We start from the raw sequence: 15,589 nt of genomic DNA, 5'->3' as shown, positions 1-15,589 counted from the left end.
CATGCGTTGCCTCATGCGCCGTCGCGCGCGTCGCGGATCGGGATCACGGTGCGTGCGCCGCACTGGCGCAGCAGGTCGCGCAGCTCGTTGATGACCGGAAACACCTCGTGGTTCCAGTCGGCGCCCTGGCGATCGTGTGCTTCCTGCTCGCGCTCGACGATCCAGCGATCCTCGCGGAAGATGCGCTCGGTGAACCACACGAGCAGCGGCCATGCGAGATCGAGTGCGAACGGGATGCCCGGCTTGTGGATCGACAGCAGCCCGAACGTGCGGTTGGTGCGCTGCTCGGCGTCGAGCGGCACGTAGACGATCCACAGATCCATCACGAGCGTGCCTTCGCTCGAGCGAATCTGCAGCGTCTGGTATGGATAGCCGGTGCGCACCGTCATCACGCTCTTGTCGGACTGATCGGCCGGCTTCTTGCTCGCGCCGAACACGAGCGCCTCGCCGACGGGCTGCTTGCCTTCCATCCGCGCGAACGTGTAATCGACCTCGACCCAGTCGTCGCCGCGGCGGCGGCCCAAGGAGCGCGCGCGCATCTGTCCCATCTGCTTGCGATGCAGGAACTGATGGTTCATGTCCATCAGGTTCTCGTGCATGAACGAGTAGTGGCACTTGACCTCGCGGCCGAAGCGGCGCGTCTTGTACGCGCGGTCGTCCGCGGATTCGAGCGCGGGGAACGGCCGTTCCTCGGCGAGCGTGGCGTCGCCCGGAAACACGAAGATCAGCCCGTGCGCTTCGCGACAGGGATACGCGCGCACGCCGTTGGGCAAGCGCTCGCGGCCCAGGTAGGGCACGTCGACGCAGCGGCCGCTGTCGCACGCGTAGGTCCAGCCGTGATAGCAGCAGCGCAGCGTCTCGCCGCTCACGACGCCCGCATGCAGCGGCACCTGGCGGTGCGCGCAACGATCTTCGAGCGCATACACGGCGCCCGATTCGGTGCGCACGAGCACGATCGGGTCGCCGGCGAAGCGCACGCCGAGCGTCTTGCCGCGCTTGAGCTCACGCGACCACGCGAGCGGGTACCAGTGATCCGGATGAATGGGCACGCGGCGCAGGTCGCGCACGGCCGCGCCGGTGGACGGTTCTTCGAGGGTATTGCCGTCAGGCAAAGGCACTGCGCGCATGCGTGACGCCTCCTGGCTGGACTGGAATGTCGAACGCCGCAAGAAGCGGCGGGAATCCAGAGAGTCTACGCGAAGTTGCCGGCCGCGGCGGCCGCGATGCGGGTTTGCCCCGGCGTCGCGCCGGCCGATTCGTTGATGTGGCGCAAACGGGCCGCCGCCGGTGCGTGGCGGCCGCGGCGCGGCTGTGCGGCGGGCGGCATCCCGTCACGCAGCCCCGGCGGCGGTCACGAGCGGCTCACAGGCGGGCTCACAAGCGGCTCACGAGCGCGCTTCGCGCCACAGCACCGCGTCGGCACGGTACAGCGCCGGGAAGTGTTGTTTCAACCCGGCGACCTTCGGCATGTCGTTGAACGCGATATACGGCGCATCCGGATGCAGTTCGAGGTAGTTCTGATGATAGGCCTCGGCCGGATAGAACCCCTTGTAGGCCTCGACGCGCGTGACCACGGGCGCCGGAAACACGTGCGCGCTGCCGAGTTGCGCGACGTACGCGGTCGCGACCGCGCGCTGCTGCGCGGTGGTCGGGAAGATCGCGGACCGGTACTGCGAGCCTTCGTCGGGGCCTTGCCGGTTCAGTTCGGTCGGATCGTGCGCGACCGAGAAGAACACCTGCAGCAGCCGGCCGTACGTGATCTGGGTCGGATCGTAGACGATGCGCACCGATTCCGCGTGCCCCGTCAGCCCCGATCCGACCAGCGCGTAGTGCGCGGTTTCGGACGCCCCGCCCGCATAACCTGCGGTGACCTGCTTCACGCCCTTCACGTGCTCGAACACGCCCTGTACACCCCAGAAGCAGCCGCCGGCGAGCACGGCCGTCTCGTCGTGCGACGCGCCGGGCGTTTCGTCGAGCGTTGGCGCGGGCACGGTGCGCATCGGCTCGGCGGAATTGACGATGCGCTGGTAGCCGAACACGGCGGCCGCCGCGACGGCGATGGCGCCGATGCGGCGCAGCATGGCCGCGCGCCGTCGTGCGGCGGCATCGCGGATAGGGATCGGGTTCATCAGTTGCTCCTTCGACATGCGTTGAGAAAAGCGGCGCCCGGATGGCGGCGGCGCGCGCGATCAACCGAAAGTGAATGCGTACGCATCGACACCCGGATCGAGGAATTCGATCGCGAACGTGCGATCGGCGATCGCGCCGGGCTGCCGGACGAGCTGGTACAGGCGCTGGCCGGTGACGGTGCCGTAGCCCTGCGCGTCGACGTCGGCGCCATGCGCGGCGCCGGGCGCCGCGCCGTCGAGCGTCACGCGAAAGCGCACGGGGCCGCCGTTCGTGCCGGGGCCGAGCACGAGATGCAGGTCGCGCGCATGGAAGCGGTACACGATCCGGCCATCCGGTGCGGCGAGCGACGCGCGTTCGGCGCCGACGTTCCACGTGCCCGCGAGGCCCCAGCCGTTGAGATCCGGCTGGGCCGGCACGTCGTAGCGGTGTGCTGCATCGCGCACGACGCCGCCCGGCGACGCGAAGCTTTCCGCGCGCGCATAGCCGACATAGGTTTCGGGCGAACGGACGTCCGCGCTGTCGGCGGCCGCGAGCGCACCCTTCGCGGGCGCACCGGCGAGCCCGAGCGGCACGTTCAGCGCGTCCGGATGGCCGGCTTCGGCGAGCAGCGACTGGATCGCGCGTTCCGATTGTGCGTATTCGCCTTCGCCGAAGTGGTGATGACGGATCCGCCCTTGCGCGTCGATGAAGTAGTGCGCGGGCCAGTATTCGTTGTTGAACGCGCGCCAGATCGAATAGCCGTTGTCGATCGCGACCGGGTAGTCGATGCCGAGGTCGTGCACGGCCTTCTTCACGTTGCCGATGTCGCGCTCGAACGCGAACTCCGGCGCGTGCACGCCGATCACGACGAGTCCGTACGGCGCGTACTTGCGTGCCCAGGCATTCGTGTACGGCAGCGTGCGCAGGCAGTTGATGCACGAATACGTCCAGAAATCGACCAGCACGACCTTGCCGCGCAGCCCGGCCGCCGTCAGCGGCGGCGAGTTCAGCCACTGCACCGCGCCGTCGAGCGACGGCAGCGTGCCTTCGACCGGCAGCGCGGCCGCGGGGGCGCCGGCCGCACGCATCATCGCGCCGCCTGCCTGCGCGCCGTCGGCCGCGGCGACGGTCATCGCGCCGCCCGTCGCGTTGTCGGTGGCACCGGTCGCGGCCGTTGCCGCCGGCGCGCGGTTCGAGCGCCCGCCGAGGCGGTCGACCAGCTTCGTTTCGAGCCCGCCCGTGGTGACGGTCGACAGTTGCGCGAGGGCGCCCGTGTCGAGGCCGAGCGCGATCGCGCCGACGCCGGCCAGGAGCGCCGCGCCGATCCCGCGCTTGATCCATTCGCCGGCGCCGAGCGAGCGCTTCATCGCGGCGAATACCTTGCCGCCGATCACGAGCGCGACGCCGAGCGACGTTGCCGCTCCGGCCGCATACGCGACGAGCAGCAGCGTCGTGCCGACGCTCGCGCCGCGCAGCGCGGCGCCGGTCAGCACGAGGCCGAGGATCGGGCCCGCGCACGGCGCCCACAGCAGGCCCGTCGCGACGCCGAGCAGCAGCGACGACGCCGGGCCGGCCGGGCGGCCGTCGCGTTGCGCGAACCCGGTGAGCCGGTTGCCGGCGGCGACGAGCGGGCGCGTCAGATGTTCCGCGAAGCGCGGCATCAGCAGCGTCAGGCCGAACACCGCGAGCAGCACGATCGCGAGCCAGCGGCCGGCCTGGTTGGCCTGCGCGACCCAGCCGCCGCCGACGGCGGCGAGCGTCGCGACGACGGCGAACGTGAGCGCCATGCCGGCGAGCAGCGGCAGGCCGCTGCGCACGAACGGCTGGTCGGCGCGCGCGAACACGAACGGCAGCACGGGCAGGATGCACGGGCTCAGGATCGTGAGCACGCCGCCGAGATAGGCAAGGACGATGAGCAGCATGGTGCGTTCTCCAGTCGGACGGGAGTGGGGCCGGGTCAGGCGGCGGACGGGTGGAAGGCGAGCGCGAGGCCGTTCATGCAGTAGCGCAGGCCGGTGGGCGCCGGGCCGTCGTCGAACACGTGGCCGAGATGGCCGCCGCAGCGGCGGCAGTGCACTTCGGTGCGGACCATCCCGAACGACGCGTCGGTGTCGGTGCCGACCGCGTGGTCGAGCGGCTTCCAGAAGCTCGGCCAGCCCGTATGACTGTCGAACTTGGTGGCCGACGAGAACAGCGCGAGGTTGCAGCCGGCGCACGCGAACGTGCCGTGCCGGTGCTCGTCGTTCAGCGGGCTGCTGAACGGCCGTTCGGTGCCGGCTTCGCGCAGGACCGTGTATTGGGCGGGCGTGAGCCGGCGATGCCATTCGGCGTCGCTGAGCGTGATCTCGAAAGGAGCGGCTTTGGGTGCGCCAGCCGGCGGCGCGGCGAACGCACGGCCGACCAGCGCGCGGCGGCCGGCGGACGACAGCGCCGCGAGCGCGGCGAGGCCGGTGGCGCCGGCGAACAGCAGGTGTCTGCGGGTGGGCATGATGGGCTCCTGGAAGCAGGTCCTGAAAACATGCGCCCATCGTAGGCGGCGGCCGGTGTCGAAGTCCTCACGGAAAGTTAAATGAATCGTGATTATTTACTCGGCGTTCCGGCCAGGGCCGCTGAAATCCGTCCGATCCAGGTCTGGCAAGGGTTTGCGGGGAGTTGATGGTCCGCCCACTTCCTCTGAAATCCTGCACGAGCCACAACTTTTTAGTGTCTTTTTAGTGTTCGTGGTCTGGAGTAGGCTCTGCTTAGGATGCGCGCGCCGATCGGATCACGATATCGGTGGAGGGCGATCATGGGTGCATTGACGGTCAGGCATAATTTTAATCGGCTTACGGTTGTCCGGCAGGTTACTCCGCCACCTTGAACAGGCGGTTCTTGTTGATCACGCCGGCTTTCGTCTGTTTGCCGTCGTCGTCAGCGGCGGGCCGCAGATGCCGATCGTCGAGCGTCGGCCCCGTATAGCGGCTGCGCGGCCGGATCACCTTGCCGACGCGCAGCTGCTCGATGCAGTGTGCGAGCAGTCCGACGCTGCGCGCGATCGAGAACAGCCCGAACGCCGCATCGCGCGGCAACTGAAGCTGCACCGACAGCATCGCCAGCGCGACATCGATGGTCGGCCGCTGGCCGGTGAGCGTCGTGACCTTGTCGACGAAGTGCGCGAGTTCCGCCGGCGGATCGAGCCGCGCAAGCAGCGCGGCCGCGCGCGGATCGCCGTCGGGGTAAAGATGATGGCCGAAACCGGGAATCGGGATCGCGGACTTCAGGTGATGATCGACGACGCGCTCGGCACCCAATCGTTGCACGTCGTCGAACACCGCACGCACGCGTCCCGACGCGTCGCCGTGCAGCGGCCCCGACAACGTCGCGAGCCCCGTCAGCAGGCAGCCTGCCAGCGACGCGCCGGTCGATGCGGTGATGCGCGCTGCGAATGCCGAACTCGTGATCTCGTGATCGGCGACCAGCACCATCGCGCGGCGCAACAGGTCTGCGCCATGGCTGTCGAGGCCCCATCCGGCCGCGAGCCGCTGATGGGTGTGAAGCGGGCTTGCGCCGGCATCGTCGTGCGCGCCGAACGCGCGCGACACGATCGCGACGAGCTGCCCGGCCTCGATGTGCAGCGCGCTGTCGAGCCGGCCGAGCGTCGAATGGCCAAACGCGGCCAGCGTCGCGAGCATCGTGAACGCACATTGCCGGTCGCGCTCGCCTGGCGGCAGCACGATCACCGGCGCGTCGAACCACACCGGCGCGGCGGCCTGCCAGAGCAGCGCAGCCGTTTCCTCGAGCGTCGCGGTATCCGCGAGTTCAATGCTGTCGCGGCCGCGATACCATGCGCGGCCCTTCGAGAACGTGGTGATGCCGCTGTAGATGCACGGCTCGGCACCGAAGATCGTGCTGGCCGCGAGCGCCGCTCGCTTGCGGCCGACCTGTTTCTTGCGGCAAAGCGCGACCACGTCCTCGGCGCGATACAGGCTCTTGCGCGGATCGTCGGGATCCTGCATCACGGCAATGCTGCCGCGGCTCGCGTACGCATAGACGGTCTGCGCCCGCACGCCGAGCCGCCGCGCCGCTTCCGTCAGGGTGATCCAGTTCTGCATGGGGAGTCGTGATGAGGATGCGGCCGGTGCGCGGCCGCTTGCGCCGACTATAGACCGGGTTCAGTTCAATGTCATCTCGGCCGGGCGCCGCTCGAGCACCTCGACGAGGATGTCGCCGGGCGCGCGCACGAAACAGCCACGTACGCCGGCGCGGATCCGCGTGACGGGCTGGACGATCTCGGCGCCGTTGTCGACGAGATGCGCGTAAGCCGCATCCAGATCCTCGACGAGCACGCCGAAGTGGTCGATCCCTTGCATGCGCGCGCCGTCCGGCACGATCCCCGGACGCGCGTCCGGCAGCGCCGTGATGAAGAGGTCGATCGCCCCGATCCGCAGGTCGATGCGGCCGGGGCGCCGCACGATTTCGGCGTTCAGACAGCGCGCAAACCACGCGGCGGTGGCCTCGGCATCAGCCGAGCAGAGTTGAAGGTGATCCCATTTGAATTCGATCATGATCGTGCTCGGTACGTGTAGGAGTGGCCGGGATGGCGGGTAAAGGGGCGGACGGGGTCAGAGCCCGATACGCGACAGCTTGCCGAGCAGCACCGAGTACGACAGCGTGCCGACGAGGCAAATCGCACCCATCAGGTTCAGCGCCCAGAAAAAGTTTCCGGTGTGCTGCGTCACGTAGCCGATCATCAGCGGCGTGGTGACGGCCGCGATGTTTGCGGCAAGGCTCGTGATGCTGCTGGTGAGTCCGACATAGCGTTTCGGCGCGATCTCGGACACGGCCGCCCACGACATCGAGCCGATTCCCTGTGCGAAGAACGCGACGGTCAGTATCGCGATCACCAGCGCGTTCGACTGCACGAAGTTGACGAGCACGATCGATGCGCCGAGGAAGGTGCCGATCACGAGCGGCGCCTTGCGCGACGACGACATCGATACGCCGCGCCGGATGCAGAGATCGGACAGATAGCCCGCGATCAGGATCCCGAGCGTAGCGCCGATGAACGGCATCGCCTGGAAGAAACCGACCTTGATCATCGACATGTGCCGTTCCTCGACCAGGTAGGTCATGAACCAGGTCGTGAAGAACACCAGCAGCGTGTTGTTGCAGAATTTGCCGAGACAGATCGCGAGGATCTGCCGATAGCCCAGCAGGCGCAGCGCCATGCGCCAGTCGAAACGGTCGCGCGCCGTCACTACCGGCTGCCCTTCGGTGATGTACTGCAGCTCGGCGGCGCTGACGCGTGGATGGCGCGACGGATCGCGATAGAGCCGGTACCAGACGACGCTGAACAGAATGCCGAACGCGCCGGTTGCGAAGAACACGGTACGCCAGCCGAACGCGGATGAGATCCACAGCAGCAGCCCGGTGAAGAGCGGCGTGCCGATGTACTGACCCATCACGTACACGCTCGTCGCGAAGCCGCGCTCCTGGACCGGGAACCACATCGTCACCGCGCGCGCGTTCGACGGAAACGCGGGCGCTTCGAGCGCGCCCATCGCCAGCCGCGAACCGAGCAGCATGTGATAGCCGTGCGCGAGCCCTTGCGTGAGCGTCGCCAGCGACCAGCCGACGAGCGACAGCGCATACGCGACGCGCGAGCCCAGCATATCGGCGAGCACGCCTGCCGGCAGCAGCGCGATCGAGTACGCGAGGCCGAACACAGCGAACAGCTCCCCCATCTGCACGCGGGTGAGCGCGAGGTCCTTCGACAGCGCGGGCGCGACGATGCCGAGCGCCGAGCGGTCGACGTAGTTGAGGATGGTGGCCACCAGCAGCATCGACAGCACGCCGTAGCGCACTCGCGATCGTGTTGCGATGCCTGCGTGCGCGTCGAACTCGCGCATGACCGAAACCTGCTCTTCTGCGGTTTTCAATGTCGTCTCCTGTCTCCTGATTGCACGGCCGGCGTGCGGTGGTGCTGCACGCCGGCGCTCGCCCGGTCAGCCGCGCCCGACGAACGGCATCGCGCTCGCCATGATCGTCATGTTCAGAATGTTCGCTTCGAGCGGCAGGCTCGCCATCTGCACGATCGCGTTCGCGACGTGCGTGACGTCGACGCGCGGCTCGGGCGCGATGCGGCCGTCGGCCTGCAGCACGCCGTTGTTCATCCGCTCGGTCAGCGACGTGGCGGCGTTGCCAATGTCGATCTGACCGCACGCGATGTTGAATCGCCGCCCGTCGAGCGCGAGCGAACGCGTGATGCCGAGGACCGCGTGCTTCGTGGCCGTGTACGCGATCGTGTTCGGGCGCGGCGTGTGCGCGGAAATCGAACCGTTGTTGATGATGCGGCCGCCTTGCGGCGTCTGGCGCTTCATCTGGCGCCACGCGGCGCGGGCGCACAGGAACACGCCCGTCAGGTTGGTGGCGACCACGTCGTTCCAGAACTCAAGCGAATAATCGTCGAGCGGAACGGCGCCTGCGTTGCGGCCCGCGTTGTTGAACAGCACGTCGAGGCGACCGAAGTCATGCGCAATCCGCGTGAAGCTCGCATCGACCGATGCCTCGTCGGAAACGTCGGTCGGAATGGCCGCGGCCACGCCGCCGGCCCGCTCGACGATCTCCTGCGTCGCGAGCAGCGGATCGATACGCCTGCCGAGCAGCGCGACGGTGAAGCCTGCTCGCGCCAGCGCAACCGCCGCTGCCTGCCCGATTCCGGTGCCGGCGCCCGTCACTGCCGCGATTTTTTTCTCTGCCTGCATTTTCACGATCTCATCTTCAGTCCGTTGAACATGCAAAAAGCATTGCGCGGCGACGACTTCGCAGCAATCTTGATTCTTTCAATCAATATCAACCGCCCCGTCCAGACGGGCTGGCGTCAGGGTTTTCCTGAGTTCGCGGCTGCGCCGTTCGCGCGCCGGCACGGCATCGCGCATGGCATAGGACATGATCGGAATCGGTCGATCATCCGGTCGCTCAATGCCGCGCGGACATGTTGATCGAACCAATCAATATTGACCCGCGCCGACTGCACTTCGTAGGCTGTGTTCCGTTTTCCGACCCAAGGACGAGACCATGCCTGACAACAATCGCACCCGCCTGTTGGTTGCGCGACGCGTTCCCGCCGCAGTCGCCGCACGCGCAGAATCCGAATTCAACGCGTATGTAACGGACGCCGACATGGACGCGCCGTCCGTCGTCGAGTTCTGCAATCGCTACGAGACGCCGGCGGTGCTGATCGGCAAGAAATCGGGGCTGCAGGCCGAGCACATCGCGGCATTGCCGCCGAGCGTGAAGATCATCGCGAACGCGAGCGCCGGGTACGACCACATGGATGTCGCCGCCGCACGCGCACGCGGAATCGCGGTCAGCAACGCCCCCGATGCGCTGACCGACTGCACGGCCGATTTCACGATGCTGCTGGTGCTGGCCGCGTGCCGGCGTGCATCGGAGTACGAGCGTATCGTGCGCGCGGGGTGGGGAAAGTCGTTCGGCATGACCGACATGCTCGGCACGCGCGTGAACGGCAAGACGCTCGGAATCGTCGGTTTCGGGCGGATCGGCCGGGCGGTCGCGCAGCGCGCGCGCGGCTTCGGGATGAAGATCGTCTATACCGATCGGCGTCCCGCACCGCCCGAGATCGAGGCCGGTGCACGCTATTGCGCGGATCTCGACACGCTGCTCCCGCAGTGCGACATCCTCACGCTGCACGTGCCCGGCGGCGGCACGCCGTTGATGACCCGCCGCGAATTCGGCTTGCTGCGCGGCGGTGCGGTATTCGTGAATGCGGCACGCGGCAGTCTCGTCGACGAGGATGCGCTTTACGATGCGTTGACGTCGTATCGGCTGTTCGCCGCGGGGCTCGACGTTTACCGGAACGAACCCAACATCGATCCGCGCTTTGCCGCGCTCGACAATGTGTTTCTGTCGCCGCACATGGCGAGCGCGACCATCGAGACGCGCGACCAGATGGGGTTTACCGCGCTCGACAACGTCGCGGCGGTGCTTGACGGGAAGGGGGCGCCGAACGCGCTGTGATGACGGCGGGCGAGAGCGCTCGCTCATGCCGGGGTGTCCGATGACGGAACCCCGGCTCCAACCGCGTCGTTACTTCAGCACCCCCTGCGCCACCAGCACCTCATGCGCGGCCTTGAACGCGCTGAGACGATGCGGAATACCCGAATAAGCGGTCGCATGCAGCAGCGTTGCTTTCATTTCGTCCAGCGGAGTGGTGACGGACGCCCTAATGTCGAATAGCGATAGAGCTTCCGCCTTAGTCTCGCCTGATGCGCCAGACCATGCCGCCGCTCTTAGTTTTGCGAAACATCAGGTGCCATTTTCCTCTCGCCACTGGTCATAAGATGTCACATCTTACGACCGTGCGCGATCCCTGAGAATATATGGATGTGTCAAGAGATGGCTTGCGAGAAGATGGCTTTAGTTATACGATGACTGATCAATTAGGGGCCGACGCCGCCCAATGAACGATCTCGCACGAGCGCGGTCGTCCGTCAAATCGCACTTTCGGCCGTCGGCCGCATAGTTTGCCCCGACTCGCCGCACCGGGAATACATTCGTGAAAATCGTCGCCATCGAAGTCATTCGTCTCTCGCTTGCATTCGACGCGGGCCGCCGTCCCGTTGCCGCAGTTGAACCGGCCGCTGCGGACACGTATAACGCCGCAGACCGCTCGCTGCGCCGAATGGAGTCGCTGCTGGTCAGGCTTACCGATGACGCAGGGCGGGTGGGTTGGGGTGAAGCATTCGGTCATCTGATCAATCCCGTCACGTTCGCCGCGCTCGAAGGCCCGGTCGGCCGCTGGTTCAAGGGCGCCGAATTCGAGCCGACGCGGCACGGGATCGCCGCGTTGCGTTTCGCGGCCGATCGCGCGCTGCATGCGTTCGGGCGCACCGGACCGGTGCTGTATGCATTGTCCGCGATCGACACGGCGCTGCACGACCTCGCCGCGCAGGCGGCCAGCGTGCCGCTGTATCGCTGGCTCGGCGGTCATCGCGACGAGATCGACGTGTATGCGAGCCTGGTCAGCTACGATAACGACCCCGACGAAGTCGCGCGCCACGTGCGGCGTGCGTCGGACGAACAGTTCCGGCGCATCAAGCTGCACGAGACGCAACATGCGGCCATCGCGGCCGCGCGTGCGGCGTTGCCGGCCGGCAGTGAGCTGATGGTCGACGTGAACTGCCCGTGGACGGCGAACGACGCGCTGCGGCACGTGAGCGAACTTGCCGACCTGCGGCTTGGCTGGATCGAGGAACCGGTGTGGCCGTGCGACGACGCGGACGGCATCGCGCATGTGCGTGGTGCCGGCGTGCCGATCGCGGCGGGCGAGAACGCGTCGGGCGTCGCGGGCTTTCGCGACCTGTTCGAACACGGCGCGATCGACGTCGCGCAGCCAAGCATCGCGAAGATCGGTGGACCGACCGGCATCGCGGAAGTGATCGCGCTCGCGGCGGAGCACGGCGTGCGGGTCGTGCCGCACTGTTTCTATTACGGAGCGGGGCTGCTGGCGACCGCGCACGTGGTCGCGACGCTACCGGACGATGTCGCGCTCGAAATTCCCTATCTCGACTGGCCCGAGCGCCTGCATGACGCGCAGCGGCCCGGCGCGCGGCTGCGCTTGCCCGATGTGCCCGGGCTTGGCTTCGTGCCGGACGAAGCGGTGCTGGCACGCAACACGATTGCGCACGCGACGATCGGTTGAACGCAGGAACGGTGCGCTCGGCGCAAACGGAAATCAGGAAGCCGGGCGGATGCGCAGGCACGTTCCCGGCTCGACAGGAGACAACATGAAAACGCGTTACCGCTGGTGGATCGGCGCGCTGCTGTTCGGCGCCGGCATGCTGAACTATCTCGATCGCGCGGCGCTGTCCGTCGTCGCGCCGATCATCAAGCGCGAACTCGGCATTGACGACGCGCAGATGGGTATTCTATTCAGCAGCTTCTTTATCGGCTACTGCGTGTTCTGCTTCGTCGGCGGCTGGGCCGCTGACCGGTTCGGGCCGCGTCGCGTGGTCGCGTGCGCGGCCGGCGTGTGGTCGCTGTTCTGCGGGGCGACCGCGCTGGCCGGATCGTTCGCACACCTCCTGATCGTGCGCGTCGCGTTCGGGATCGGCGAAGGGCCGATGGGGACGACCACCAACAAGGCGATCTCGAACTGGTTCCCGCGCCGCGAAGCGGGGCGCGCGGTCGGCTGGACCAACGCGGGGCAGCCGCTCGGCGCGGCGATCGCGGCGCCGATCGTCGGTCTGGTCGCGCTGCAGTTCGGCTGGCGCGTGTCGTTCGTCGTGATCGCTGCGCTCGGCTTCGTGTGGCTCGCCGCGTGGTGGGCGTTGTTCCGCGACGATCCGGCGAGCCACCCGCGCGTGTCGCCGGAAGAGGCGCGCGAGATCGCATCCGACCGGACGATCGACGTCGCACCGGATGCGCATGCGGACGATCGCGCCGCGCGTCCGCTGCGGCGCGATCTGTTGTCGCGGCCGGTGCTCGGCGTCGCACTCGCGTTCTTCAGCTTCAACTACGTGCTGTATTTTTTCCTGTCATGGCTGCCGAGCTACCTGACCGACTACCAGCATCTGAACATCAAGCAGATGAGCGTCGTCGGGATCCTGCCGTGGCTCGGCGCGACCATCGGATTCGTGGCCGGCGGCACCGTGTCGGATCGCATCTACCGCCGCACCGGCGACGTGCTGTTCGCGCGCAAGATCGTGATCGTCGTCGGGCTCGCGGTCGCGGCGGCCTGCGTGCTGCTAGCGTCGCGCGTGAGCTCGCTCGGCGCGGCCGTCACGCTGATCGCGATCGCGAGCCTGTTCGCGTTCATGGCGCCGCAGGCTTGCTGGTCGCTGCTGCAGGAAATCGTGCCGCGCGAACGTGTCGGCTCGGCGGGCGGGTTCGTTCACCTGCTTGCAAATCTTGCGGGCATCCTCTCGCCGAGCGTGACCGGTTGGCTCGTTCAGTATGGCGGTGGGTATGCGAGCGCGTTCGTGCTCGCGGGGGCATCGGCGCTGGCCGGTGCACTGATTCTGACGTTCACGGTGCGCGCGCGGGCCGTTGTGCAGATGCGTGGGGCTGCCTGACGAAGTAATCCGTTGAACTAGCAACGCGGGAGTGGGTGTGACCTGATTTAATCATCGTCGGTTGATGAAACCCGCTCAGCTATACCCAGCCCGCCGAAGCCGAGACAAACTGCCATCGGCAACTTGGAACAGCCACCGCTGAGTCGGCATCAAGTTAAACCGACCAGCCTCCCCGATTTGACCCTGAACCAGAATTAGTCGCGGTCGGAAGTAGAGATTCCCGGCTTGGTTGAGTTGTCACGCGAGGTGGACTCCCTTGCCTGACGGGCGAATTCGACGGGCGTCATCCACTGCAATGCAGAGTGGGGACGAACCTCGTTATAGTACGTGGAACGTTGTCTCGTCGCCGTAGATCAGGTTCGATTCGAGCAGCGCGTCGTACATCAGATTAATCACCGGTTGCGTGGCGGGTCGCACCGCGACCACGGCTGGCGGCCGACGTGTTCGATGAGATATCGCCGCCGAAGCGACGCAGGAGCGTGGCTTGGCGTAACCGCGGCGCGCCAAGCTTTTTTAACATACCAACACAGCGCGCCGGGATGGGAATCCATCAAAGCACTGTAGTGACAACCTTCTTGCGGAGAAAGGCAAGCAGCGAAGTCTTCGAGAGATCGTGCCCTGAGCCGCTGTTCTTGAATCCTCCCCATGGCAGCCGCGCATCCAGCGGACTCCAGCCATTGATCGCAACCGATCCTACGTTACGCGCGCCGCGATACGATGTGCATTCGTCAGATCTCGCGTCCAGATCGTCGTGGACAACGCAAATTCCGAGTCATTGGCAATCTGTACGGCTTCGTCGATAGAGTCGAAGGGTATGATCATCCCGACGGGGCCGAAGATCTCCTCCTGGGCAATCCGCATGTCGTTTCTGACATCGACGAAGATGGTAGGCCGCACGAAGTAGCCACGCTCAGGTAGCGGTTCATCGCCTGCGATGAGACGCGCGCCTTCTTCCTGTCCGATGCGAACGTAATCAAGTACCCGGCGCCTGTGCCCTGCGTTGATGAGCGCACCCATGGACGCACCTTCAGTCAGCGGATCACCGATGGAAACGGATTTTGCTGCTGCGGCGAGCTTTTGCGCAAATTGATCGGCGAGTGAACGATGCACGAGCACGCGAGAGCCGGCCGCGCATGTCTGCCCTGGTTGATGAAAAGACCCATCGCCACACCTTGCACGGCCGATTCCAGGTCGGCATCGGGAAGCACTATCTGAGGTGCTTTGCCGCCCAGCTCGAGCGTAAGCTTCTTGAAGTTGCCCGCGACATCCGCCGCGATGGTTTTTCCAACCGCCGTGCTACGGTGAAGCTTATTTTATCGACGTCCGCGTGATTGACCAGAGCACGCCCCACGCTGGGTCCGCCGCCGTTGACGATGTTGACCACGCCATTGGGGAAGCCCGCCTCCTCGATCAATGAAGCAAGCGCAGAAACGGCGAGCGGCGCTTCCTCGGACGGTTTGATGACCACGGTGCATCCTGCCGCGACAGTTCCGGAAATCGGGCGAGATAGGCCGTGTCCTCCCCACCGTGCCGCACGCCGAGGTGGCTGCTTTTATGGATGCCGTCCTGGCCGAGGCGCACCGTGCGGATTGGCATTGCCGCATCTCTTCGATAGCTAGCCAGTCGGGCAGCACGACCACCCTACGTTGCGCAGAGACGTGCAGCAGCATCCGCCCGGTCTGCTCGGCGGTGCGGTGAGAATTGGGCGTGCAGTGGGCAGGAACCTGCGTATAGAACGACGTGCGTTTCAACACTCGAGGCTCATCTCGATGGTCTGTAGTATTTCGCCACAAATCGAGCCTCTGCGAGGGTATTTCCATGCAGTTGATAGGCGACGAGCGCTGGACCTGACGTCGGCTTTGCGTCGATTTCCGGAACGGAAAGCGCGAATACCGTGACGACATACCGATGAGATTCCCCTTGAGGCGGACAAGGTCCGCCGTACTTCGACTCACCGAAATCCGTCAGCGTTTCCAACGCACCCGCCGGCATCAGTCTCGCGTTCCCCGAAGCGCCCATCTCGATCGAAGACACCGATGGCGGGATATTGACGACCGACCAGTGTGTCCATCCAAGCCCGCGCGTCGGCGCATCAGGATCGAACATAGTCACGACGATGCTTTTCGTCCTGGACGGAACGTGGGACCACGAGATGTGAGGAGAAACGTTTTCGCCACGACATCCGAATCCGTTGTAAACCTGGCCGGTCGCGAATCGTCCATCACGGCCGAGGCCGTCAACCTTGACCGAAAACGTCTCAGAACAAGCGATCGCCGGCATGACTGCAAGAAGCGTAGTGCCGATGCCTTTTCGAAGAAGAGTCAAGATTTCCATGGGGCGCCTCATCAAAGAGTTCAGTGCGCCGTCTCGTATAAACAGGGCGACGCTGGATGTATCGGATATGC

The 15,589-nt window shown here is 66.3% G+C and carries 14 protein-coding genes and 4 pseudogenes; 3 read left to right on the top strand and 15 right to left on the bottom strand.

Translation table 11 applies throughout. The features are described 5' to 3' along the window. Positions 1-11 precede the first annotated feature (11 nt). From CFB46_RS31900 to CFB46_RS31865, 8 genes are all read right to left on the bottom strand, one after another. Positions 12-1,127, bottom strand: coding sequence for an aromatic ring-hydroxylating oxygenase subunit alpha (locus CFB46_RS31900; RefSeq protein ID WP_027786231.1), 1,116 nt, complete (start codon positions 1,125-1,127; stop codon positions 12-14). Positions 1,128-1,385: 258 nt separating this feature from the next. Beyond that, positions 1,386-2,129 (bottom strand): peptide-methionine (S)-S-oxide reductase MsrA, encoded by a 744-nt coding sequence (gene msrA, locus CFB46_RS31895; protein ID WP_027786230.1) that lies wholly within the window; start codon positions 2,127-2,129, stop codon positions 1,386-1,388. 60 nt (positions 2,130-2,189) lie between these two features. Then, positions 2,190-4,031 carry a cytochrome c biogenesis protein DipZ gene (locus CFB46_RS31890; RefSeq protein ID WP_027786229.1) on the bottom strand — a complete coding sequence of 614 codons (1,842 nt, stop codon included), beginning with the start codon at positions 4,029-4,031 and terminating at the stop codon, positions 2,190-2,192. A gap of 35 nt (positions 4,032-4,066) precedes the next feature. Next, a complete protein-coding gene (gene msrB, locus CFB46_RS31885; protein ID WP_027786228.1) occupies positions 4,067-4,597 on the bottom strand; it encodes a peptide-methionine (R)-S-oxide reductase MsrB in 531 nt (176 codons plus the stop codon). Between the two features lie 355 nt (positions 4,598-4,952). Next, the gene (locus CFB46_RS31880) at positions 4,953-6,200 is read right to left on the bottom strand and encodes a citrate/2-methylcitrate synthase (protein ID WP_027786227.1); all 1,248 of its coding nucleotides are present in this window, start codon (positions 6,198-6,200) and stop codon (positions 4,953-4,955) included. A gap of 60 nt (positions 6,201-6,260) precedes the next feature. Beyond that, positions 6,261-6,653 carry a VOC family protein gene (locus CFB46_RS31875; RefSeq protein WP_027786226.1) on the bottom strand — a complete coding sequence of 131 codons (393 nt, stop codon included), beginning with the start codon at positions 6,651-6,653 and terminating at the stop codon, positions 6,261-6,263. Positions 6,654-6,710: 57 nt separating this feature from the next. Then, positions 6,711-7,997, bottom strand: a complete 1,287-nt coding sequence (locus tag CFB46_RS31870) for an MFS transporter (protein ID WP_027786225.1) — start codon at positions 7,995-7,997, stop codon at positions 6,711-6,713. 96 nt (positions 7,998-8,093) lie between these two features. After that, positions 8,094-8,852 (bottom strand): SDR family oxidoreductase, encoded by a 759-nt coding sequence (locus CFB46_RS31865; protein WP_027786224.1) that lies wholly within the window; start codon positions 8,850-8,852, stop codon positions 8,094-8,096. A 313-nt stretch (positions 8,853-9,165) separates the two neighbouring features. Here CFB46_RS31865 and CFB46_RS31860 point away from each other — a divergent pair, with 313 nt between their 5' ends. After that, entirely contained in the window at positions 9,166-10,128 is a 963-nt protein-coding gene (locus tag CFB46_RS31860) for a 2-hydroxyacid dehydrogenase (RefSeq protein WP_027786223.1), read from the top strand. Positions 10,129-10,197: 69 nt separating this feature from the next. Here CFB46_RS31860 and CFB46_RS36810 read toward each other — a convergent pair. Further along, positions 10,198-10,314: pseudogene (locus CFB46_RS36810) on the bottom strand (carboxymuconolactone decarboxylase family protein); the annotation flags it as partial. 352 nt (positions 10,315-10,666) lie between these two features. Here CFB46_RS36810 and CFB46_RS31850 point away from each other — a divergent pair. Together CFB46_RS31850 and CFB46_RS31845 are read left to right on the top strand one after the other, a co-directional pair. Then, positions 10,667-11,812 (top strand): mandelate racemase/muconate lactonizing enzyme family protein, encoded by a 1,146-nt coding sequence (locus CFB46_RS31850; RefSeq protein ID WP_089502447.1) that lies wholly within the window; start codon positions 10,667-10,669, stop codon positions 11,810-11,812. 85 nt (positions 11,813-11,897) lie between these two features. Continuing rightward, complete coding sequence (locus tag CFB46_RS31845; protein ID WP_089502446.1) at positions 11,898-13,184, top strand: MFS transporter; 1,287 nt, start codon at positions 11,898-11,900, stop codon at positions 13,182-13,184. A gap of 194 nt (positions 13,185-13,378) precedes the next feature. On the opposite strand, the pseudogene CFB46_RS36705 reads toward CFB46_RS31845, so the two are convergent. The 6 genes and pseudogenes from CFB46_RS36705 to CFB46_RS31830 all read right to left on the bottom strand — a co-directional run. Continuing rightward, positions 13,379-13,510: pseudogene (locus CFB46_RS36705) on the bottom strand (hypothetical protein); the annotation flags it as partial. Further along, positions 13,506-13,683, bottom strand: a pseudogene (locus CFB46_RS36700) (IS66 family transposase); the annotation flags it as partial. The pseudogenes CFB46_RS36700 and CFB46_RS36705, both read right to left, overlap by 5 nt. A gap of 51 nt (positions 13,684-13,734) precedes the next feature. Then, positions 13,735-14,461: pseudogene (locus CFB46_RS36905) on the bottom strand (aldehyde dehydrogenase family protein). Continuing rightward, positions 14,392-14,652 (bottom strand): aldehyde dehydrogenase family protein, encoded by a 261-nt coding sequence (locus tag CFB46_RS36690; RefSeq protein WP_256980730.1) that lies wholly within the window; start codon positions 14,650-14,652, stop codon positions 14,392-14,394. Before CFB46_RS36690 ends, CFB46_RS36905 begins: the two are co-directional and overlap by 70 nt. After that, positions 14,595-14,780: a hypothetical protein gene (locus CFB46_RS36165; RefSeq protein ID WP_175888594.1), complete on the bottom strand. Its 186-nt coding sequence runs from the start codon at positions 14,778-14,780 to the stop codon at positions 14,595-14,597. Before CFB46_RS36165 ends, CFB46_RS36690 begins: the two co-directional genes overlap by 58 nt. Before the next feature lie 165 nt (positions 14,781-14,945). Beyond that, positions 14,946-15,518, bottom strand: coding sequence for a YbhB/YbcL family Raf kinase inhibitor-like protein (locus tag CFB46_RS31830; RefSeq protein WP_080681410.1), 573 nt, complete (start codon positions 15,516-15,518; stop codon positions 14,946-14,948). Between the last annotated feature and the right edge of the window lie 71 nt (positions 15,519-15,589).

This window comes from Burkholderia sp. HI2761, from assembly GCF_002223355.1.
GTDB lineage: Bacteria > Pseudomonadota > Gammaproteobacteria > Burkholderiales > Burkholderiaceae > Burkholderia.
The sequence above is the reverse complement of the archived record's forward strand: the minus strand, read 5'-3'. Positions and strand labels throughout refer to the sequence as shown.